We start from the raw sequence: 21,928 nt of genomic DNA, 5'->3' as shown, positions 1-21,928 counted from the left end.
GGCCAGCGCAACTCGTGCGGCGACGCGGCGGCTTCCGCAAGCTTTTGCGCTCCCGTCCGAGCCATCCGGGTCCCCACGTGCCTCTCACTTTGTCATATCCGACACGCAACAGAACGCTGCACTGCCGCGCGGGTTCGGAGACAAGCAGCGCAAATCCTTCGATCGTATGGAACGCAGCGTCGAGGGTATTTCGCGATGACTTGGCGTGGCGACGCATTTGCACGTTTGTGCACGTTTACATATATTTGTCCTCGATGTTGGCAAGGCAGGCTACGCGTGGAAACGACTTCTGACCCCCTCGCTGCCAGCGGCGGCGGCGCTCCGCTCCCCGCCGCGCGGGGGGCGACGCGGCTGATCTTTCTGGTATCCGGCATAGCCATGTCGACCTGGGCGCCGATGGTGCCGTACGTCAAGGTTCGCCTTGGGCTGGACGATGCGCAGTTGGGCGCGGCGCTGCTGGCGTTCGGGGGCGGTTCGATGCTGTCGATGCCGTTCGTGGGCTGGCTGGCGCACCGGTTGGGCAATCGCGCAGTGATCATGTCGGCCGGATTGCTGATGTGCCTGGCATTGCCCGCGCTCGCGCAGGTATCCACCGTCACGATGCTGGTGGGCGCCTTGCTCTATTTCGGCGTGATGCTGGGCGCGGTAGACGTGGCGATGAACGCTTATGCGGTCGAGGTGGAGCGCCGCAGTGGCGATCGCTTGATGTCCGGTTTTCACGGGCTCTTCAGCGTGGGCGGCCTGTCGGGTGCTGCGTTGCTGAGTGGCCTGCTGGCGCTTGGGCTGGCGTTGCCCGGCGCTGCCATCACGATCGCAATCGCACTGGCTTTGACTGTGTTGTGGCTGCGCAATGGTTTGCGCGGCGAGGCGTCTTCGGGCGGCGTGGATGTTGCGGAGAATAGCCGCCCAGGCATGCCGCCCACGCGTGCGTGGTTATTGGGCCTGATGTGTTTCGTCAGCTTCATGGCCGAAGGGTCGATGCTGGATTGGAGCGCCCTATTCCTGCGCGACGTGCGTGGTATGGCGTCGGCATCGGCCGGCTTTGGCTATGCGTGCTTTTCAGTGGCGATGGCGGCGGGACGCTTTTCCGGCGATCGGCTGATCGCGCGTCACGGTCCGGTATGGGTTGTGCGCATGGGTGCCGCCGTTGCGGTTGCGGGCTTTCTGCTGGTGGCCTGCGTACCGTTGACGATGACGACATTGCTTGGCTTTGTACTGATCGGCCTGGGCGCGTCCAACATTGTACCGGTGATGTTCAGTGCGGCCGGCCGTCTGCCTGGCACGCCGCCGGCGGTGTCAATCGCCACTGCGACCACGCTGGGTTATGTAGGCTTGTTGAGCGGGCCGGCCTTGATCGGTTTTGTAGCGCATGCCAGTAGTTTATCGGTCGCTTTCGTGGCGATGGCCGGGCTGCTGGTGCTGGTGGGTTTGTCGGCGAGGATGGTGCGGTGACGAGCGAACGTATCGATACGGTGATTTTCGATCTTGGGAACGTGCTGATCGGTTGGGATCCGCGGCGCTTGTATCGCCAACTGATCGACGATGAAGCGCAGATGGAATGGTTCCTGCGCGAAGTGTGCAACAGCGAATGGAACGAACAGCAGGATGCCGGCCGGCCGTGGGCCGAAGGCACGGCGCTGTTGCGCGCGCGCTTCCCTGCGCATGCCGAGCTGATCGACGCTTATCACCTGCGCTGGAAGGAAACCCTGGTTGGCCCGATCGACGGCAGCGTTGCCATATTGGCGGAACTGAAAGCGCGCGGTGTGCGTCTGCTGGCGCTCACCAACTGGTCGCAAGAGACGTTTCCGATTGCGCGGCAGCTTTATCCGTTCCTGCAATGGTTCGAAGGCATTGTGGTGTCCGGCGAGGAATGTCTGGTGAAACCTGATTCGCGCATCTACCAGCGATTGTTGGAGCGCTACGCGGTCGATCCCACCGCGGCGCTTTACATCGACGACTCGGCGCGCAACGTAGCGGCGGCCGAGGCGCTGGGCATGCATGGCTGGTGGTTCCGCGATCCGGCTGGCTTGCGCGAACGCTTGGTAGAGCTCGGCGTACTCGAACACGGAACACCGGCGAGGAGCCATGGCTAAGCCCACACCATCGATCGACGATCGCAATGTGCTTCCGCAAGAGCGTCAGCAACGAATCCTGGCACGGTTGCGCAACGAAGGGCGCGTCCTGGCCGTAGAGCTGGCCGAGGCATTCGAGGTATCGGAAGATTCCATCCGGCGCGATCTGCGTGAACTTGCGGCGCAAGGCTTGTGCAAACGCGTCTATGGCGGCGCGCTGCTGCCCGCAGTCACGCTGACGCCGCTTAAACAACGGCGCACTGAGTATCCACTGCGCAAGCAAGCGCTTGCACGCCGAGCCGTTAGCCTGGTGAAGCCGGGACAGACACTGTTGATCGACGCCGGCACTACCAATGTCGCCATCGCAGCAGCGCTTCCGATTGGCATCGGGCTCACTGTGATCACCAATGCGCCGCATATCGCGCAATTGCTGTTGGATCGCGAGGATTTCGAAGTGCAATTGATCGGTGGCCGCATCAGTTCTTCCATTGGCGGGGCCATCGGCGCGCAGGCCGTGGAACAGGTGAAAAGGCTGCGCGCAGATCTGTGCTTTCCCGGCACCTGCGCCATCGATGCCGCGCACGGCCTGTGGGGTTTCGACAGCGAGGAAGCGCTATTTAAACGCGCGATGATCGAAGCCAGCGACGAAACCGTGGTAGTGGCCACCGACGACAAGTTGGGCGCGGTGGCCGCCTATCAGGTGGCCGAGCTCGTGCGCGTTCAGCATCTGGTCGTCGAGCACTCAGCAGACCGCACCACGCGTACGGCTTTCTCGAAACATGGCGTGATGGTGCATCGCGCCGAAGCAGTATCCGATTGATGCTTCGTGGATGGGAATCACCCTCTCCGTTAGCGTGCCTTTGAATTCAACGACCGATGAAGTGAACCCATGGATACAGCCTCAGCTGCTACGTCAACCACCGCCATCGTGCCTGCAAAGAATCACTATGTCGTCTTGGACGGCCTACGCGGCGTCGCCTCGCTTATGGTGGTGGCTTTCCACCTTTTCGAGCCGTTTTCGCAAGGCGATGCTACGAAGCAAATCATCAATCACGGTTATCTCGCCGTCGACTTCTTCTTCATGCTCTCTGGGTTCGTCATCGCGTACGCGTACGATGAACGCTGGAACCGCATGACACAGTGGGAGTTCTACAAACGGCGACTCATCCGATTGCAGCCGATGGTTATCATGGGAAGTCTCATTGGCGCGGCGCTGTTCTACTTTCAAACAGGCCCTGCATTTCCTTTGATCGCCGGAACGCCGGTCTGGAAGATGCTACTGGTCATGGTGGTGGGATGCACGCTGCTCCCCCTCCCAATTTCCATGGACATTCGCGGCTGGCAGGAAATGCATCCGTTGGACGGTCCGGCGTGGTCGTTGTTCTTCGAATACATCGCCAACATTTTGTATGCGGTAGGTTTGCGCAAGCTTTCGAAGACCGCATTGAGCATTTTCGTCTTTCTCGCGGCGCTACTGCTTGTGCAGCTGGTTGTGTTTGGCGATCGCGGAGACGTCATCGGAGGGTGGTCTCTTGATGCAACCCAATTGCACATCGGTTTTGCTCGTCTTCTTTTTCCGTTCTTCGCCGGGATACTTCTCTGTCGACTGGGAGCACGCATCCAATTGAAGAGCGCGTTCGGTGTCGCGAGCCTGCTATTGATTGTTGCGCTGTCACTGCCACGATTTGGTGGCACTGATCACCACTGGATGAACGGTGTCTATGAAGCACTGTGCGTCATCGTTGTGTTTCCCCTCGTCGTGGCGGTGGGGGCCGGGGAAAAGCGCGTCGACGGTCTCTCCATACGCGTCGCCCGGTTCTTCGGCGACCTCTCTTTTCCGCTCTATATCACCCACTATCCGTTGATCTATATCTATACGGGATGGGTCGTGCGAAGCAATCCTACCGGCGCTCAAGGCATCGTTCCCGCGCTTCTCGTTGCGGTCGCCGCCATCGCTATCGCCTATGCCAGTTTGAAACTTTACGACGAGCCGGTGCGGCGCTGGCTTAGCAAAAAGTTTTTGCAGCAAACGGTGTAAGAACGTCGAAGAAGATTTCCATGCGGCGATACGTCTCGGAAATTTTGTGCAGATCGACATGGTCGCGGTGTGGCCAACGCCACCCGAACGCTTCGTTGTCGTTGGTGTTCCGGCGTTGTTTCGGAAACATGGTCGACCGACGTCTGAGCATCTCCGACACTCAGTGAGTCAGGACTTGGCATCTCGTACTTTTCGAGCATTCCGAACTCGACCTTTCATCGCTCCCGCAATCACTCGCCGGGATGATAGACACGCTCGATGTGTCCTTTCAGCTCCTCGGGCCAGTAATAAACCTGTCGCAAATTGCCGGTCGTGTAACGCTCGGCTTCGTCATTGAAGTGCGCAGAATCGGGATGGCCGCTTTCGCCGCCGGCGGTGAGGGCACGTGCGCGAACTTTATCGCCGAACTCCACCACCGCGACAAAGCTGTTGCCGCTGGTTCCGTAGTACTTGCGCGTACCGGGCCAGCGATGCGCGCCGAACGAAGCAAGCGAGCCCCAGCGCGATGAAGTGAAAGGCACCGGGATGCTCGGTTTGGTGTCATCGAAGTGCTGCACGATGTCGCCGTTGAGGCGCTGGTAGCGATTGACGTCGCCCCAGGGCACGCCCCAGCTGCCAAAATCCTTTACCAATCGCTCGGATGCTTCGGACAAGGCATCAAGCCGCGCCTTCGCACCTGCCTTCTGTGCCATGAGGTCGTAGACCGACACGCCTTCGGCGTTATCGGCCTTGTCCATTTTGTCCCACAGAATGTCGCCCCAGAACACCGCCAGCGTGGTGGGCATGGAGGTGATCCCCCAGCGGTAGTTCCAGTGACGCAGCAGGGCGATCTGGCCGGCCAGTTTTTGCTTGAGCGGATCAGTTGCAGGCAACGCATCGTAGTCGGCAACCAGAATGGGAATCTGACGCGCGAATTCCGGCAGGTACGAGTCGAAGGCGTTAGTGATCAGCGATGCGAGCGTGAAGTCTCGTTGATCGGTCAACAGCATAGTCGCGTGAATGCCACGCGGATTTTCGCCGACTGTATCCATGTAGCGTGGATAGTCATCGCGCTTGGGACTGTAAGGACCCGCAGCCGAGTACGGCCAGTCGTTCGTGTTCATGATCCAGCCGTTCGGCGGGTTGAGCAGGTGCGGCAGTTCGTTGAGCGCCGTCAGGCCTTTCCAATCGGTCGCGGGATCGCTGCCGTCGACTGGCTTGGTGTAATCGAAACGATTATCGCGGCGCGGGATGAACTGTGGATGCAGATAGGCGATCTCGCCTTTATCGTCCGCGAAGATGGTGTTGTTCGACGAATTGGCTTGCAACGCGGCGACTTTCATGTAACTGGCATAGTCGTTGGCCTTGGTGCGCAGCCAGCTTTGTTCCAATGCCTGCATCGGCTTGTTCATCAGCGCCATGGCGATCCACTTGCCATCCTGCTCGCGCACGATCGGACCGTGATGGGTTGCATATACGGTGAAGCGCCGTTGGGCCATCGTGCCATCCGGTTTGCGATACGACACGCCGATCTGCCGCACGCTTACCGGCCGCAGCTCGCTTCCATAGCGATAGAACAGCTTGCCGTCGTTGTGCACGATGGTTTCGGCGAATTCGTCCACGGCATCGGCGGTGGTGGACGTATGCATCCAGCCGATGTGTCGATTGAAACCCTGGTAGACAAAAAACTGTCCCCAGGTAACGGCACCGTATGCGTCGAGACCGGTATCGCTCGACATTTGAAGTTCCGAGCGAAAGTAGAACGATGTGTGCGGGTTGATCAGCAACAAGGCATGACCGTCTACGGTCAGCCTGGGTGCGATGGCGATGCCATTCGAACCGGATGGCTCAGCCCAGCTGGATGGCATGGCCACGCTCGCGGTGGTTTCGGCGTCGTGCCCATAAAACGCGGACAAAGGACCGAGCGCCGCACGCTCGATATCGCCACCGATGCTGCCTTCGCTGAAACTCAGAGCCATCCACGGTTCAAAGTGCTTGATCACACGCGGATGCACATTCGGATGCGTCGCGAGGTAATCGTTCAAACCGTCTGCCCATGCATTCATCAGCGCCTGCAGCCAACTCGGGCTGGCCGCGTACTGTCGCTGCAGCTCGGCGGGATCGATAAACAACTTCATGCGCAGATCGCGCCAGATCGCCGATTCGCCTTCGGCCTCGGCGAGGCGGCCCATCGCGTTGAGATAGTTGGTCTCGACGCGGTCGAAATCGTCTTCCGCCTGCGCGTAGGCCATGCCGAACACCGCATCGGCGTCGGTCTTGCCGTGCACGTGCGCGATCCCCCAATCGTCGCGCGTGATGGTGACGGCCTGCGCTTCACGTTGCCAGCGCGCCGATTCGGGCGTGCCGGCCTGCACGGTCGCGACCAGGCCGAGCGCCAGCAGCATCGCGACTGGAAGCGCGCGCTTCAGCGAAGGGCCCTGTGGTGCGGCGTGTGATTTCCCATTCGGAAAAGAGAACTTATCAACCCAGAAATATCGCATCGCTTCGCCGCCAGTCCGATCCCAAGCGGCTGATGCTAGCGAATGTCCCCGGCGCCGGTAAGCTGACATCCGACCTACGGAGTGATCGGTGTGCGGCACGTTTGTCGGTTCGCCTTGGCCAGGTCAGCACAGTACTCGTCAGCCTCGCTGAGCAGTGTGCTGCGAATACATGGCGTGCCAGTGCCCGTCCAGATAGACGAAAATGTCTGAGGATTTAACCCCTTTCTGCGGCCCAAGCGTTGGATCGTAGAAAGTGATGATGGCGGTGTCGCCCTGCACGGTGACGGCGGTGCCATACGGGTGTTGTTTCTGATAGTCGGCGAAATCCTGCTTGGCTTTGGCAAGGTCGGTGCCCTTGCGCTTAGCCGCACCAGCGAGGATCGCCGCTTTGGCGTGAACGGTACCGTCGTTGTTCACCGAGCGGTATTCGGGCAACAGCATCTGATTCAGCCAGTTGGTATCGCCGGTCATTTCGGCCACGCTCCAGTGCGCATCCACCGCCATCACGCCGGCTTGCGTGTGCTGTGTTTCATCTGCTGCGGCGCTGGTTTCCTGCGCGTGCAGATCCATGGCAGTCGGCGTGAACACCATGCACGCCAGCGTGGTCGCCACGGCCATGGTGACGGACAACAACGAACGAGAGTGAGCGAGGATGACCATGCGCATTTCTTCCGATGTGAATAAGGTGTGCCGAGCATCCGGCATGCACCGGGCATCGGCACGTGCTTTGTGACGGGCGCCACGGGCGCGGGGCGAGCGGTCGAATCGCGAGGGTGAGCGGTAAAGAGGCGATCGAAAGCCATGTGCACCACCACCGCGAGCGAAATCGTGCTTCCCTAGCGAATGAATTGTTCGCACACTAGGCACCAGCATCGGGCCCACACGGCGATGAGTAAGCAACGACTCTGCACCCATCGCGCGCTGCGCACCGCGAGAAGAGAATGGCGAACGCAACCGGCATGCATCGATTGAAAGTAGCGAGCCTCGCATTCGCGTTCTGGACGGTGATTGCGTTGTCGTATACCGCCAGCAACGTGTTGGGTGGCATTAGCGAAGGGCATCCGATTGCATGGCAGCGCGCGTTGTCATGGAACTTGATCGACTTCTACCTGTGGATGGCGCTGACGCCGCTGGTAAGTTGGCTTGGGCGTATGGCTGCACACAGCTGGCGACGGTTCTGGGGCGTGCACGTCACGTGCAGCATCGTCGTTGCTGCCTTGCAGAGCGCCCTGATGTTGCAGCTATTCTTCTGGCTATGCGGACCCAATCCGAAAGGGCATGTCTACACACTCGCCGATCTGTACCGCAATGAGGCTGTCTACAATTTCCATCTCGCGCTGTTGACGTATTGGCTGATGCTGGTGGTGTTGCGCGGCATAGCCTCATGGCGCTCCCTGCAGGATGAACGATTGCGCAGCGCGCAATTGGAAAGTCAGCTTGCACAATCGCAATTGCAGGCACTACGTATGCAATTGCAACCGCATTTTCTGTTCAACACGCTTAATGCGATTTCCGCGCTCACGATTGCCGATCCGCCGCAGGCAAAATTGATGATTGCCAGGCTCAGCGACTTTCTGCGCCTGACGCTGGAAGAGCGTCACACTCAGCAGGTGCCGTTGTCGCGCGAGATGCAATTTCTGGAGTCTTACCTCGGCATCCAACAGGTACGTTTCCAGGATCGACTGGTGACGCATGTGGACATGGGCGATGCCGGCCGCGCGATGGTGCCAAGCCTTGTCTTGCAGCCGCTGGTGGAGAATGCGTTGCGCCATGGCTTGCTCGCCAAAACCGACGGCGGCGAATTGCATATTTCGGCGCGACGTGTGGACGATGAGCTGCACCTGCGCGTGGAAGACGATGGGCTTGGGCTTCCCGCCGCTGGCGCGGTAGAGGGCGTCGGTCTCAGCAATACGCGTGCGCGTCTCAATGCCATGTTTGGCGACAAGGCGACGATGGATCTCTCGCGACGCACCGATGGTGGCACGCGCGTGGAGCTTCGGCTGCCGTTCGTGGAGTGCAGGCCGTGAGCTTACGTCTGCGCGCCGTATTGATCGACGACGAAGTGCTCGCGCGCGTTGCGTTGCGTCAGGCGCTGGCGTCGCATGTGGACGTCGACGTGGTCGGCGAATGTGGCAACGTACAAGAGGCCACCCAGGCCATCGCAGCCTTGTCGCCGGATCTGGTGTTTCTGGATATCCAGATGCCCGGTGGCGACGGTTTCAGCCTGCTACGTGAAGACCGTGCTGCCGAGTCGCTGCCCATGGTCGTGTTCACGACCGCCTTTGCCGAGCATGCACTGGAAGCGTTCGACGCCAATGCGATCGATTACGTGTTGAAGCCCATCGATCAGGCGCGTTTCGATCAAGCGATGGATCGCGTGAAAAAACACTGGCGCGGCCTGCAAAGCGATCATGGTCGTTTGTCCGTCGATGGTAACCATCGCTATGCGCGGCGCATCAGTGTGCAGGCGGCGGAAAAGAGCATGGTGATTCCGGTTGCCGATATCGACTGGATTCGTGCCGACGACAACTACGTACGCATACACGTCGGCGGCAACACGTACTTGCACCGCGAAACGCTACGCCATCTGTGCGAATCGCTGGACCCGAATCACTTCCTGCGCATTCACCGCAGCATCGTTGTGAACATGGACCGTATCCGCGAAGTGCACACGATGTTCCAGGGGCATGCGGAAGTGGTGCTGCACGATGGAACGCGGCTCGATCTGAGCCGACGCTTCCGGCAGGCCGCGCGTCTCGCCTTGGGGCTGCGCTGACCGTTCGCCGTGCGCCAGCAGCCGTTCACCCCCGATCGGCATCACATCGTCACAAAAAACATGCGAACCCCCTCGTGCCTTGGCAGCCTGTGCAGCAGCGGTCGCTCGCTTTCGATGGCAGGCGGCCCTACCAGGAGCGGTGGGTGCCATGTTCGCTTATTACATGCAGCTTGCGTTGCGCAGCTTTCGGCGCAGTCCGGGACTGACGCTGTTGATGGTCGTGATCATGGGCGTCGGCGTGGCGGCGTCGATGACGACCTATGCTGTTTTTCGCGCGGTGTCCGGTAACCCGCTGCCCGACAAGTCAGCACAGCTGTTTGTGCCGCAGATCGACAATCTTGGACCGCAGAACGGTTCGTCGCGCAATCACTTACCCGACGCACTCACTTATAGCGATGCGATGGCTCTGATGCAGGCGCACGCGGCAAAGCGCCAGACGGCGATTTATCCGGTGCTGGAAAATGTCATACCGCAAGATGGTACGCATCGGCCATTTGCCGCCAACGGCTACGCAACCTACGCGGACTTCTTTCCGATGTTCGAGGCGACGTTCCTGTACGGCAACGGCTGGTCTGGCGATGACGACCGATCGCAAGCAAACGTCATCGTGATCGGCCGGCACCTCAATCAGCAACTGTATGGCGGCAGCAACAGTGTCGGGCGCACGCTCGATGTGGATGGACACGATTACCGTGTTGTTGGCGTCGTCGACAACTGGAATCCACAACCGCGCTTCTACGACGTCAACAACAGCACCGCCTTCGGCGATGCGCCGGATTTCTACCTGCCGTTTACGCGTGCAGTAGCGATGCAGACGGGAAGCAACGGCAACAACAGTTGCGCCGGTTCCATCCGGCCATTGGTGCCGGGATGGGACGGTTGGCTGAAATCGGAATGCGTCTGGGTGTCGCTTTGGGTTGAATTGCCGGACGCGGCAGCGTTACAGCGGTACAACCAGTTTCTGAGTGGCTACGCGGCGGAACAGCAACGCAGCGGACGCTTTCGCTGGGCCGCCAATGTGAGGCTTTTCGCGTTGACGGACTGGCTCGATCACGAAGGAACGGTACCGCCGGAGACCAAGGTTTCATTGCTGGTCGCAGCTGGCTTTCTGCTGGTCTGCCTGGTCAATACCATCGGCTTGTTGCTGGCGAAGATCATGCGCCGCGCCGGCGAAATCGGCGTGCGTCGCGCGTTGGGCGCATCGCGCGGTGCGATCTATCGGCAATTCGTCGCGGAGGCCACTGCCGTGGGCGTTGCAGGTGGCGTGCTGGGGTTGTCGCTTACTGCCTTGGGCATCCTGGGCACCGATCTCTTGTTCGATCCGGCGATTGCCAAACTTGCACATCTCACGCCTTCGCTGGTTTTGTTGACGGTACTGGTCGCCATCTGCGCCACGGTAATCGCGGCGCTTTATCCGGCATGGCGAGCGGCGCATGTGCAGCCATCGCTGCAGCTGAAATCCCAATAAGGCGACGGACATGCAGATCAAGCCGATTCTCTCCGCGCTACGCCATCATAAGGCCGGCACGATTTTGATCGTGCTGCAGATCGCGCTGACGCTGGCGATCGTCTGCAACGCGCTGTCGATCATTCATCAGCGTGTTACGCGCTTGTCGCGGCCCAGTGGCGTGGACGAAACCGATGTGCTGGTGATTCACAATCAGTGGATCGGCCAACCTTCGAAGCAAGAGGTGCAGGCCCTCATGGCGTCCGATCTGGAAACGCTGCGTCGCGCCCCCGGAGTCATGGATGCGTACGCGACTAACGGCTATCCCCTGGGTGTGGACGGTTGGTCCAAAGGTGTGCGCTATACGATGGATCAGCAAACGGCGACGTCGCCGTCTGCGATTTATTTTGCCGATGATCATGCATTGGCGACGCTTGGTTTGAAGCTGATCGCCGGACGCAATTTCCGCGCCGACGAAATCGGCCAGATGGCCGCACGCGATACGTTGTTGCCGCACGTTGTAATCGTCACCAAGGCGCTGGCAGACAAATTATTTCCGGATGGTACGGCGGTGGGGCGGCAGATCTGTGTCGGCAGCGCACCACCCAGCACGATCGTGGGCGTCGTGGAGCATATGCAGACGTCCACCGGCACGTTCTCGCAAGCCTGGGACGAGCGTTCCCTGCTGGTTCCATTCCGTTTGCTCGATAGCAGCACTTCGTATGTCGTGCGCGCACGACCGGGCGAATGGACGGCTGTGCTGCATATGGCGCCGCAGGCTCTGATTGTCGCCAATCCGTTGCGCGTGATCGGCGATAAGGACATCGAGCCTTACGCAGCGATCAGGGCCAGCGCCTATCGCACCGATCGTGGCATGGCGTTGCTGATGGGGATTATCTGCATGGTGCTGCTCGGTACCACGGCAGCCGGAATCGTAGGATTGACCAGCTTCTGGGTAAGTCAGCGCCGCAAGCACATCGGTGTGCGTAGGGCATTGGGTGCGACCAAACGCGATATTCTCAGTTACTTCTGCACCGAAAATCTGTTGTTGAGCGTGGGCGGCATCGCGATCGGTGCGCTGTTGGGTGTTGCACTGAACGTCGTATTGGTGGATCGCTTCGAGATGCAGCGGCTGTCGCTGACCTATGTGCTTGTGGGGATGGTCGTGATCTTGTTGCTTGGACAATCGGCCGTGTTTGTTCCGGCATGGCGTGCGTCGCGACTGCCGCCGGTGGAAGCGACGCGCTCTGTTTGAGTCAGCCGGCCGGTAAGTAAAGGCGGAAAGCACGCTCGTCGACGTACCAACCGACGCGATCATAACGTTTAACTTGTGGAGCCTGTCGCAGCGCGTCGGCTGCCTCGCCGACTGGCACTTCTACCCATCCCAAGTTCTCGAAGTATGCGCCCGTGTCTTTACTGAAAAGAAATAGTACGCGCACGCTCCTGCGATGGAGTTCCTGGATGGCACCATCGATCAGAGCTCTTGCGATGCCTCGGCCGCGCGCACTGTTGTCGACAGCAACGCTACGCAGCAGCGCAGACTCCCCATCGAATTCGAGACCGCATACACCGACCAGCTTCTCGCCCATACACGCGACAAAGTACATAGTGCCCGGCGCGAGAACCTCCAATGTGGAGAGGTCGCAATCGGTTAGAAGCTCATGTATGGATAGCGTGTCTGCAAGGGTGGCTGGCGCAATCTCGATCATCGTTTAGCCTTTGCTCCTCAATCGGGCAGATGAAATCCAAGGCTCGCCCTTCTCTGCGTGGAACAAGGCAGGGCCCAATGACGATATTTAGCTTCAGTAATCACGAATATCCAGCGCGATGAAGCAACGCGCGCTATATCCTTTCTCCGTTGACGGCCAGCTCAACTGGCCCAGCAAGCGATCGCCACCGGGCCAGGGTTGGTTATCCAGCAGTGCCTCGGCCATCACCGAGCCATCATCCGCGCGGCGATGGAAGAGTCGGATCCAGTGCAATTCGCCACTCAGCGATTCATTACGCAAGGCATCCTGCAACGCTGGCAACAAGCCTTCGGGTGCAGCGACATCGTCACGGCTGAGTGTCAGCGGGCCGACGAACACATCCCAGGACCGCATGCCAAGATCCCAGCTTTGCAGTTGAATGCGTCGATCGTCGGTGACGTACCAGCATGCGGCCAACAGCACGTACAAGACATTGCGTTCGAACGCGATAAGCGCATCGCGCGCACCGGCGTCACCCTGTCCGATGCCGGCAAAGCTTTCCTCGATATGGCGCTCTTCGCTGATCACCACGTCCACATCCAGCCTGCCCGGCTCACCTGCCGCACCGTCATGCCAACTGGCGCGCACGGCAGGAAAATCGCCATCGGTTACCAGCCAGTCTTCATCCAGTTCGAGCTCCACGTCATGGCGCTCGAACAAGCGAAGCAAGTCGGCTTGCAGGGCGTTGTCGTTCATCGGAATTACTCCAGGGGGCAAGCCGCGATTATCAACCCGCTGGCTGGCGTTGAGTTGGCCAATTTTGAACGTTTCTGGCCACGCGCGCCGCTAGCGATTTCGGCGAATACGCCGCGAAGAGACGATGACCGCTTTGTCGAAAGCTGACATGGCAACGAGCAAAGGTAAGAGTGCATTGTTGGATTGCCGCAACGTAACCCAAGCCATGCGCGGGATGTTCTTTAGTCAGAGGAGATGGCCTGCTGCAACTGCTGACGCCCATCTTTCAGTATTTCCTCGGCGAGGTCAGGATCTGCCTCGACGACGGCGCGTGAGAGCACCAGCGATCCGACCATCTGACTGAAGAGCGTGATGACTTTTTTTCTTTTCTCTTGCGCATTTTCGCCGTCGACCACACTCATCATCTGATCGAAATTCCATTCCAGTCCGCGCACGTACGATTGCCGCGCTTCCTTGCCGAGTCGGCGGACATCGCCGGCGTACGCGGTCAACGGACAACCCGCTTCGATATTGGTCAGGTGCGCGGCGGACAGGTACCAATCCATGTATCCCTTCAAGGGGTCGCTCGCCTTCGCCTTCGACGCCTGCATACCGTCGACGAGCTGGGCGGCGCCATCCTCCAACGCCCTCTCCATGGCCGCAGCGACCAGGGCATCTTTCGATTTGAAGTGGTTGTAAAAGCCGCCCTGGGTGAAGCCCGCGGCCTTAGTCAGCTCGGCCAACCCCACCGCGGCCACCCCGCGCTCGCGGAAGAGCTTTTCCGCTGCGGCAACGATTGCCCTTTTATTTTCAATAGCTTGCTGCTTTGAAACGCCCATATGCCTACTCCTGCTCGACACCTATTGGCGACTTGCCTCAAATTACAATGGTGATCACCATTGACAGGTGACTTCAATGGTGGCATTGTACATCACGTCGATGGTGATCACCATCGTGAATACATCCTAGCACTACACAGCCAAATCCCCAGCGCCGGGGCTTCATCGACGAACCCCCGCTCGGGCGCATCGTCCCTTGAGCCTTTAGCCATCGAAGAGGAAAACGACCATGTCAAAGACGTCGCCCGAACAGAACAAGGCTCTTGTCCTCCAGGCATTCGACACGCTGTTCAACAAGCGCGATTACGAAGCCGCCGAGCGTTTTTGGTCCGACACGTACATCCAGCACAGCGCACACATCGAACCGGGCCGCGACGGCTTGTTCAATCTGATTCGCAGCATTCCCAGCACCTTGCGTTACGAGCATGGCTTGATCCTGGCCGAAGGGGACTACGTCATCGTGCATGGCCGTTTCTCCGGTCATGGCCGTCCGGCGGCGTGGATCGCTGCAGATGTTGTCCGCATTGAAGACGGCAAGCTCGCCGAGCACTGGGACGTGTTGCAAGACGAAGCCACCCAAACCGAATCCAAAAGCGGATTGCCGATGTTCGGCAATCGCTTTCCTGCTTGATCCCATCCTAGGAGAACTCTCATGAAACTGACTGGCAACACTATCTTTATTACCGGCGGTGGCTCGGGTATTGGTCGCGGACTCGCCGAAGCGCTGCACAAGCTGGGCAACAAGGTCATCATCTCCGGCCGGCGGCGCAGTCATCTCAATGCGGTGATCGCAGCCAATCCCGGTATGGAAGCAATCGAACTCGACGTCACCGATCCGGCCAGCATCGAACGCGCAGCAGCGACGTTGATTGCCGATCACCCGGAACTCAATGTGCTCATCAACAACGCGGGCATCATGCAGCCCGATACCGTCGCTGGAAAGATCGATGACGCCCTGTTGACCTCGACCATCTCAACGAACCTGCTGGGCCCGATCCGCATGACATCCGCGCTGATCGAACATCTGAAGACCAAGAACAACGCGGTGGTGGCGTATACAAGTTCCGTACTTGCCTTCGTACCGTTGGCCGTTACCGGCATTTATTCGTCGACCAAGGCGGCGTTGCATTCATACGTGCTGTCGCAGCGCTTCATGCTGCGAAATACGAAAGTTCGCGTCCTGGAGATCGCACCGCCGTGGGTGCGCACCGAACTCATGAACAGCCAGGAAGCTGAGCAAGCCATGCCGCTGGACCAGTTCATCGCCCAAACCATGGCAATGCTTGGCACGGACGCAGACGAGATCGTGATCGATGCCGCCAAGCAGTTCCGCACCAATGTTGGCCCGAACGAACATGGCTTCGTCAATGGTTTCAACGAGCAGGCACTTGCGCTCTTTGGCGGCGCTTAAATGAGTGGCTAACGACATGTAGGTCGCACCGCGCCACGGAAGGCGCGCCACATTTAGATACCTGCAGTTCTGCGGCGACGAAGACGGTTACGCACGAATCGCCAAATAAGAACCACGACGACCAAAACGAGTAGAAGCAATCCACCGCGCGTCACGGCCAATACCCTCAGCTCTTTTGCGGGGCAATGAAATTGCTCTTGCGCCTTCGAAGGAGCATCCGCGTCACTATGCCCACCAGCATCACTGCGGCGAAAGCGCCATACCCATACAGCGCCGGCATGACCTGCTTCCAGATGCCTCCGCTCTCTCGTCCAAAGCTTCCGACGCTTTGAACGGTGATGTCGTCATAAGCCAACAGGGCGCTTCCGAATGCTGCAACTAAAGCAATGACGACTATCGCAACGTCATAGGCCTTGCGCTGCCAGTTCACACGAAACGTCTTTCCCGTTGCCCAATAAGCCCAAGCCAGGACGATGAGCCAAGGGCCAAGAAGTAGAAAAGACAGGTAGCGCATAAAGTTCAACATTTAGCGGGTCCGCCGTCGATTCTATTGTGTCCGCGTCCATTCGTGACACAAACCCGGGCCGGTGCGACATAGACGACACAGCTGACTTATTGGCTCAAGGTCTACCTATTGAGTTAATACCTTCCCGACGTTGCGCGCCCCATTCGCTGCGCCGAAGCAGGAAGTACAGCCAGCCCAGCGCAGCGCCGCCGTGACGCATCAGCTGGAACGAGAATGGCTCCAGGATCGACGCGCACAGCGCCATGCCGAAGCTCGAGCTGCCACGATCGGCGCTCCAGCGTCGATACAGATAGAGCGACCATGACTGGAACACCAAGTCGATGACGATCTTGGCGAGAATGATCGCCAGCACCGGAAGCACGATGGTAAATCGCCCGCCAAACAAGAAAGCGAGCAGCAAGCCAAACGCCGCCAGTCCGTAGAGCGGCTGCACGGTATCGAGCGCCTTGACCGGTAGCATCAACATGCCAAGTGCGCCGTAGCGGCGATTGCCGGTCATGCTGCGATACCAATACTGCGTCTGCAGGAATCCCGCGAACCAGCGTCGCCGCTGTCGCAAAAAACTGGACAATGTGCTCGGCGCATCTGTCCGTGCCTTCGCGCCGCCTATCACACGCACATCCCAACCGAGACCACGATCGAAAGAGTAGCGGCGTAGCCGGTGAATGAGCTCATAGTCCTCGACGAGACAATCCGGATCGAAACCACCGACTGCCAGCACCGCTTTTCGCCGAAAGCATGCAAACGCACCCGATATAAGAAGAAGGCCATTCGCACGCATCCAGGCGTAGCGAGAAACGAAATTTCGAATGTACTCGTACGTCTGAAACCACTGGAAAAAGCGGCCGCTCACCGTACGGCTGCACACGGGCGACAGCAAACCTGCAGCGGCCACCATGTTTGGCAACGCCGCGAATGCGTGCGACATGGCCGCACATGCTTCGGGTTCGAGCAACGTGTCGCCGTCTACTGTCATCACGGTATCGGTATCCATGACGAGCATCGCCGCATTGAGCGCACGTGCCTTGCCACCATGCCGCAGACGCAGCCAGCGCAGTGCAGCATGCGTGGTACTTGGCTCGCTCAGATTGCCCACGCCCGGATCGACCAGGCCGAAGCGACTGGTGAGGAGCGCCGCCGTGCCATCGGTCGAACCGTCGTCGGCGATAACGATTTGCGCAGGCACAGTGGTCTGAGCAAGGAGCGCATGCAGCGTGATCGGGAGCACCGCCGCTTCGTTATGGGCGGCAACGATGACGCCGAGCGTCGGCGCTGGGACGCTCGGCGCAACCTGGGACAACGGCTTCATGAGCGGCAACGTTTTCCATGCGACGAAGATCAGCAGCAACGTGTCATAAATGACATAGGCAATGCCCGTAGACCACGCAACGACACCATGCAGAAAAAACGCACGCGCGAACAACACCACCCATAGCACCATGACACCCGTATGGATGAGTACGCTGATGATCGGCGTACGCACAGGGGAGATACGGGGCGAAGCCAGCGCTAGCGCGCGATCAAGCAAGTCGACGGGGGTTTCCATCAGTATCCTTCAACATGTCACTGCGAACGTCGACGCATGTCTTGGGCGCCCGCATTTACTATTTTGATTGCACCACGAATCATCGGTCGTCCACCGTAACGTGCTACGGCAACATCCGCCCGATGACGGGGTGGCGGTCGATCCACTGATGCTTGAGCGCACCTAGGACGTGAAGCATCAAAACTCCATACAGCGCATAGCCGCATGCGGTGTGCAGCGTGCCCAATTGGGTATGAAGCTGGTCTTTAAGGGCGGGATCGAGGTGCATCAGAAAGCCGATGCGCGGCCATGGCACGAGTCCGAATAGATACATCGGATGCGATGCCGCTGCGCTCCATGCCGAGTCATGCATCCAGCCGCTCAAGGGCAATGCGAAAATCAACACATACAGGAAGGCATGCGCAAAATGCGCAGCCGCCCTCTCCCATCCAGGGAATTCAGCCGGCAACGGCGGCGGCCGATGCGTCAACCGCCAGAGTACGCGCACGATGGCAAGCCCAAGCACGGTAATGCCGATGGATTTATGCGTATCGACGACCACACGCGCCTGTACGTCGGATAGCACAGAGGGCGGCAACCACGCTGCGCTCAAACCAAGAACGACATTGGCCAGGATCAGTAGGGCAATCGTCCAATGTAGAAGTATCGCAACGCGCGTATACCTCGACACGTCATAAGCAACGGTTGGCAAACCGTGCGGCTCAGGGCCCGAGCGCCAAGTCGTTCTGGTAGACACCGAATTCTTCACCATACTCAACCGTGAGACCGATATAACTGAGCCCTGATCGAAATCTTCTCAAGCGACATGAAATCTCTTCGACGACGTATTGGGCCACCGGACTGCCGGGCAATCCAAAACGTGAGTGCCGTTCTGACGCACTAACGTTTAATGTCCCGAGCTGACTCATTCGTTGCGGCTTACAAGTCCGAACGTGGATGCGTTGGGCCGGTTGACGACGTTGCCACACTTCGTGGCTAGGGCGCCTATACGCCAAGGATTGTCGTCCGTACATTCCGACTGTCAGCGCCCGCAGAACAGCGGTCCGGCGTCAGGCCAACTCGTCATAAGTCACTCATAAAACTTGGGCATCGCCGTCGCAAAGCGCCCTACTCCCGTCATCGGGGAGGGTTCGGCCAAAGAGGCACGGCAAGCGCGAAGCTCGGCCAATGGTCTTAATCCGTAAGACAGCGATTTGTCAGACGACCACTCGATTAGTCACGTAAGTCAGCGGGAGAGTGTGATGTCTCAAAATTCTCATGAACGCCAACCGGCGTGGGACATGTTGACACCTGTGGAGAAAGCTTCATCCAATCGTCATCTAGCCGAGGGTGCTCTCGCACGACGTCTGCTTTGGGTCGGGAACGGACATTCTCACCGCAGCAACCACTAGTAATTGAGCCTGACTCGTTCTTCACCAGCGACTAGAAGGGTGCCAGCGCAAGATGCCCTGTCTGCGTTAAATGATCGCAACGATAAATGGCAAAGCCTTCACGGCTGTCGAGCCACGCATAGTAGAAAAGACCAAGGACCCGTTTCTCTGCGATATAAGACCGGAAGTTGGCTCGCGTCTCGTTGACCAAGATGACCTGATTCGTTTCTTTGGTTGGGCAGGATGCATCGTGATTGGGTATGCCCCATTCTGTAATCCAGCACGGTTTACCACGAACGCTGCTTTCCGGCCTGCACTCATCGAGAACATACTTTTGCAATCGCTCTCGACGCCCCGTTGCCGCGGCGGCGTTTCCTGGATCATTCGTCCACGGATAGGTGTGAACACCGTAAGCGTCCACGAGATCATCCAGACCATGAGCTCGCATGAAGTCGAGTGTCGCGGTGGCGCTGACCGCATCCAACCGCGCTGTGCGGGGAGCGCCCGGAGCTTCATTGAAAACCAGGCCAGCGCTGATGATCGGTACATGTTGATTGAGCGTTGATCGAGAGCGCACATCCTTAATAACCGCAAGCAACTTGAGATATTGGAGATAGCCCTTGGCCACCTGCTGTGCTTCTTGGTCGTGAGAGAGATCGTCGAGATTGAATTCTCTGGAGCGGGATGGGTTTTCAGCGGGCAGACTAAAGTCTGCATTGAACATCGGCGAGTTGATTTCATTTCCTAGCTCGAAGCCTGCCAGGGTGACGCCAGCGGTTTCGAGTTTGGCCATTAGCGGCTCGAAATATTTGCGGAATTGATCGGGGTCGACGGCGGAAAGCGCAGGCCCGCCCCAAACATTAAAGGCGTTGGGCCATGGGCGGCTGGGTGCGCCTGACCGATACTGCAGCTGGACCAACCACAGGATGCGGATGCCCTGCGCTTGGGCGCGGCGAGCAAAATCCACTCCCTTGTCGTCGGCCGTAATGCCTGTACGGATGAAATGAACTCCGGCGACATGCAACTCGTTGAGAACGGTGTTCTGTTGTTGGGTGCTCAGCGAACCCATGGAAGCATTCACGCCCACGACAACATCTTGCGCATACATCTGTCTGGATGAGAGCGCGAGGAAGACGAGCATTGCGAAAATAGGGAAGATCCGACTTTTCTGCATTTTTACCCGTGCCTCTGCTTAAGGAAGAAAAGGACAGAGCTATTTTTCACTCTTTCCCGATCCTATATCTCCAAGGTCCGCTATGGGCAAAAGCGGACAGTCCTAGCTTAGTCAGCCGTAGACTGCGCGGCGACTCGCCGTAACGCATAGATCGGCTTGGCAGGCATCGCGACAGGCGCATAGCCCCATCGTCCAATTCAACTCATTGCCGCGCCGTGCTTTCTTGGCGAGGCGAATGAGTGCCCTGCTCTATGCCGTGGTCACTTCTCGCTTCGCGATCTCCATGACGGCGACCGCACAAGGGCTTTGGTGACGGTGCGGGTGGGGCAAAAGCATCGCGCCATCGACAACACACCTACGTGACGATGGAGGACTTTTCGATGCTTTCGAAACACCTCAGATACTTGGTTGTAGCAGTGCTGTTCAGCGCTATCACGATCGCTTCGACGTTTGCGCGGGCACAAACCTCGCTCGGTTCGTACAACATCACCCCCAGCGCCGTAACGGTGGCGGGCATTTCGTCAGGGGGTTATATGGCCACACAGCTGCAAGTGGCCTATTCAAAAGCGATCTATGGAACCGCCGTGATGGCTGGCGGCACGTATTACTGCGCGCAAGATAATGAAGCGTTCTGGGGCGAGGCCTGCGCTACCGGCGTCGACGTGCCCGTGTCGTCGTTGGTCAGCTATACGAATAAAGAAGCTTCGGCGGGCGCGATCGATCCGGTCAGCAATATCGCAGGCAAACCGATTTACATGTTCAGTGGCACGCTGGATACGGTGAACTATCAGGCGACGATGAACGACCTGTATCAGTACTACCAAAGTTTCACCTCGATCGGCGAGATCACCTACAACAATTACACCGCGGCGGAGCATTCCTGGGTATCGCCCGACGCGATCACCGCCTGCGGTTATCTCGCGCTGCCATACATCAACAACTGCGGCATCGATCCGGAACAGACATTCCTGACGATGTTTTACGGCACGCTTCAGGCGCGCAATTCGGGCGCTTTAGGCGGCAGCTTCATCCAGTTCAATCAGAATTCTTTTTGCGCAAATGGGAATTGCGCGGCCATTTCGATGGATAGCACGGGCTGGGTCTTTGTGCCGAAGAATTGCGCGGCGGGACAGGCGTGCCGCCTGGTCGTGGCGTTGCATGGATGCTCGCAAAACCAGGAAACGGTAGGCACCGCCTTCGTGCACGACAGCGGCATCAACGAATGGGCGGACACGAACAACATCATCGTGCTCTATCCACAGACGATCGATGCCGATGTTCCTTACAACCCGTATGGGTGTTGGGATTGGTGGGGCTACACGAATAGTCACTATGCGCTCAAATCGGGCCCCCAGATGACGGCCATCATGGCGGAAGTCAATAAACTGGCAGGCGGTTCGTTGCAGCTCTGAATTTCGCGAAGCCGCGCCGTAACCCGGTGCGGCTTCGCCGTTTGCTGCGAGACCTGCGCTTCGTCACGCTAGCGCGTCATGTGAATTCACCCCCCTGGCACCTGGCGCGGAGGGCCAGCGAGGAACACCAACCTGCGGTATGGTTGAACCCGGACCTGAGCAGTGTGTGCGGGTCCACCAGAAGATGGGACGCTCGATGGACGAGCGTGGAACGGGGGCTGTAGGCGTTGAAACCGGGATCAGATCGCATGACGAGCGCGTCCTCGCGGACTTGCCGCTCCCGGCGTGGCGTAGGTGCAGTCCTCGCCGCCTGGATCGCCGTGCTGGGTTTGGCGACGTGCGCTCATGGTCAAGCCATCAGCCTTGCCACCTTCACCCAATCCCAGGGCCTGACCAGCCTGGAAGACAACTGTT

The 21,928-nt window shown here is 58.9% G+C and carries 20 protein-coding genes; 11 read left to right on the top strand and 9 right to left on the bottom strand.

Features of this window, described 5'->3' with window-relative positions; genetic code table 11:
- Positions 1–276: 276 nt before the first annotated feature.
- From VK725_RS10385 to VK725_RS10370, 4 genes are all read left to right on the top strand, one after another.
- Positions 277–1,452 (top strand): MFS transporter, encoded by a 1,176-nt coding sequence (locus VK725_RS10385; RefSeq protein ID WP_325317979.1) that lies wholly within the window; start codon positions 277–279, stop codon positions 1,450–1,452.
- Entirely contained in the window at positions 1,449–2,093 is a 645-nt protein-coding gene (locus VK725_RS10380) for an HAD family phosphatase (protein WP_325317978.1), read from the top strand. The genes VK725_RS10385 and VK725_RS10380 overlap by 4 nt, the downstream gene beginning before the upstream one ends.
- Positions 2,086–2,892, top strand: a complete 807-nt coding sequence (locus VK725_RS10375) for a DeoR/GlpR family DNA-binding transcription regulator (RefSeq protein WP_325317977.1) — start codon at positions 2,086–2,088, stop codon at positions 2,890–2,892. Before VK725_RS10380 ends, VK725_RS10375 begins: the two co-directional genes overlap by 8 nt.
- A gap of 69 nt (positions 2,893–2,961) precedes the next feature.
- A complete protein-coding gene (locus VK725_RS10370; protein WP_325317976.1) occupies positions 2,962–4,110 on the top strand; it encodes an acyltransferase in 1,149 nt (382 codons plus the stop codon).
- Positions 4,111–4,340: 230 nt separating this feature from the next.
- Here VK725_RS10370 and VK725_RS10365 read toward each other — a convergent pair whose 3' ends face one another.
- Together VK725_RS10365 and VK725_RS10360 are read right to left on the bottom strand one after the other, a co-directional pair.
- Entirely contained in the window at positions 4,341–6,494 is a 2,154-nt protein-coding gene (locus tag VK725_RS10365) for a penicillin acylase family protein (RefSeq protein ID WP_325317993.1), read from the bottom strand.
- A gap of 234 nt (positions 6,495–6,728) precedes the next feature.
- Positions 6,729–7,250: a DUF4440 domain-containing protein gene (locus tag VK725_RS10360; RefSeq protein WP_325317975.1), complete on the bottom strand. Its 522-nt coding sequence runs from the start codon at positions 7,248–7,250 to the stop codon at positions 6,729–6,731.
- Between the two features lie 281 nt (positions 7,251–7,531).
- Between VK725_RS10360 and VK725_RS10355 the strand changes: the two genes are divergently transcribed.
- From VK725_RS10355 to VK725_RS10340, 4 genes are all read left to right on the top strand, one after another.
- Positions 7,532–8,617, top strand: coding sequence for a sensor histidine kinase (locus tag VK725_RS10355; protein WP_325317974.1), 1,086 nt, complete (start codon positions 7,532–7,534; stop codon positions 8,615–8,617).
- Positions 8,614–9,366, top strand: coding sequence for a LytTR family DNA-binding domain-containing protein (locus VK725_RS10350; RefSeq protein ID WP_325317973.1), 753 nt, complete (start codon positions 8,614–8,616; stop codon positions 9,364–9,366). The genes VK725_RS10355 and VK725_RS10350 overlap by 4 nt, the downstream gene beginning before the upstream one ends.
- A gap of 148 nt (positions 9,367–9,514) precedes the next feature.
- Entirely contained in the window at positions 9,515–10,834 is a 1,320-nt protein-coding gene (locus VK725_RS10345; protein ID WP_325317972.1) for an ABC transporter permease, read from the top strand.
- Positions 10,835–10,844: 10 nt separating this feature from the next.
- Entirely contained in the window at positions 10,845–12,068 is a 1,224-nt protein-coding gene (locus tag VK725_RS10340) for an ABC transporter permease (RefSeq protein ID WP_325317971.1), read from the top strand.
- A gap of 1 nt (position 12,069) precedes the next feature.
- On the opposite strand, the gene VK725_RS10335 is transcribed toward VK725_RS10340, so the two are convergent.
- From VK725_RS10335 to VK725_RS10325, 3 genes are all read right to left on the bottom strand, one after another.
- Entirely contained in the window at positions 12,070–12,522 is a 453-nt protein-coding gene (locus VK725_RS10335; protein WP_325317970.1) for a GNAT family N-acetyltransferase, read from the bottom strand.
- A gap of 93 nt (positions 12,523–12,615) precedes the next feature.
- Positions 12,616–13,257, bottom strand: a complete 642-nt coding sequence (locus tag VK725_RS10330; RefSeq protein WP_325317969.1) for a DUF6348 family protein — start codon at positions 13,255–13,257, stop codon at positions 12,616–12,618.
- A gap of 221 nt (positions 13,258–13,478) precedes the next feature.
- Positions 13,479–14,075: a TetR/AcrR family transcriptional regulator gene (locus VK725_RS10325; protein ID WP_325317968.1), complete on the bottom strand. Its 597-nt coding sequence runs from the start codon at positions 14,073–14,075 to the stop codon at positions 13,479–13,481.
- Positions 14,076–14,304: 229 nt separating this feature from the next.
- Between VK725_RS10325 and VK725_RS10320 the strand changes: the two genes are divergently transcribed.
- Positions 14,305–14,706 carry a nuclear transport factor 2 family protein gene (locus VK725_RS10320; protein WP_325317967.1) on the top strand — a complete coding sequence of 134 codons (402 nt, stop codon included), beginning with the start codon at positions 14,305–14,307 and terminating at the stop codon, positions 14,704–14,706.
- Between the two features lie 21 nt (positions 14,707–14,727).
- Positions 14,728–15,486 carry an SDR family oxidoreductase gene (locus VK725_RS10315; protein ID WP_325317966.1) on the top strand — a complete coding sequence of 253 codons (759 nt, stop codon included), beginning with the start codon at positions 14,728–14,730 and terminating at the stop codon, positions 15,484–15,486.
- A 166-nt stretch (positions 15,487–15,652) separates the two neighbouring features.
- Here the strand turns inward: VK725_RS10315 and VK725_RS10310 are convergent, their stop codons facing one another.
- The 4 genes from VK725_RS10310 to VK725_RS10295 form a co-directional block, all read right to left on the bottom strand.
- Complete coding sequence (locus tag VK725_RS10310; protein WP_325317965.1) at positions 15,653–16,012, bottom strand: hypothetical protein; 360 nt, start codon at positions 16,010–16,012, stop codon at positions 15,653–15,655.
- Positions 16,013–16,106: 94 nt separating this feature from the next.
- Positions 16,107–17,558 carry a glycosyltransferase gene (locus VK725_RS10305; RefSeq protein WP_325317964.1) on the bottom strand — a complete coding sequence of 484 codons (1,452 nt, stop codon included), beginning with the start codon at positions 17,556–17,558 and terminating at the stop codon, positions 16,107–16,109.
- 103 nt (positions 17,559–17,661) lie between these two features.
- Complete coding sequence (locus tag VK725_RS10300; RefSeq protein WP_325317963.1) at positions 17,662–18,294, bottom strand: cytochrome b; 633 nt, start codon at positions 18,292–18,294, stop codon at positions 17,662–17,664.
- A gap of 686 nt (positions 18,295–18,980) precedes the next feature.
- Positions 18,981–20,102 carry a hypothetical protein gene (locus VK725_RS10295; protein WP_325317962.1) on the bottom strand — a complete coding sequence of 374 codons (1,122 nt, stop codon included), beginning with the start codon at positions 20,100–20,102 and terminating at the stop codon, positions 18,981–18,983.
- A gap of 380 nt (positions 20,103–20,482) precedes the next feature.
- Between VK725_RS10295 and VK725_RS10290 the strand changes: the two genes are divergently transcribed.
- Positions 20,483–21,514 carry a PHB depolymerase family esterase gene (locus VK725_RS10290; RefSeq protein WP_325317961.1) on the top strand — a complete coding sequence of 344 codons (1,032 nt, stop codon included), beginning with the start codon at positions 20,483–20,485 and terminating at the stop codon, positions 21,512–21,514.
- Positions 21,515–21,928 lie beyond the last annotated feature (414 nt).

Source organism: Dyella sp., assembly GCF_035486915.1.
GTDB lineage: Bacteria > Pseudomonadota > Gammaproteobacteria > Xanthomonadales > Rhodanobacteraceae > Dyella_B.
Note: the sequence above shows the minus strand (reverse complement) of the source record. Positions and strands in the feature narration are given on the sequence as shown.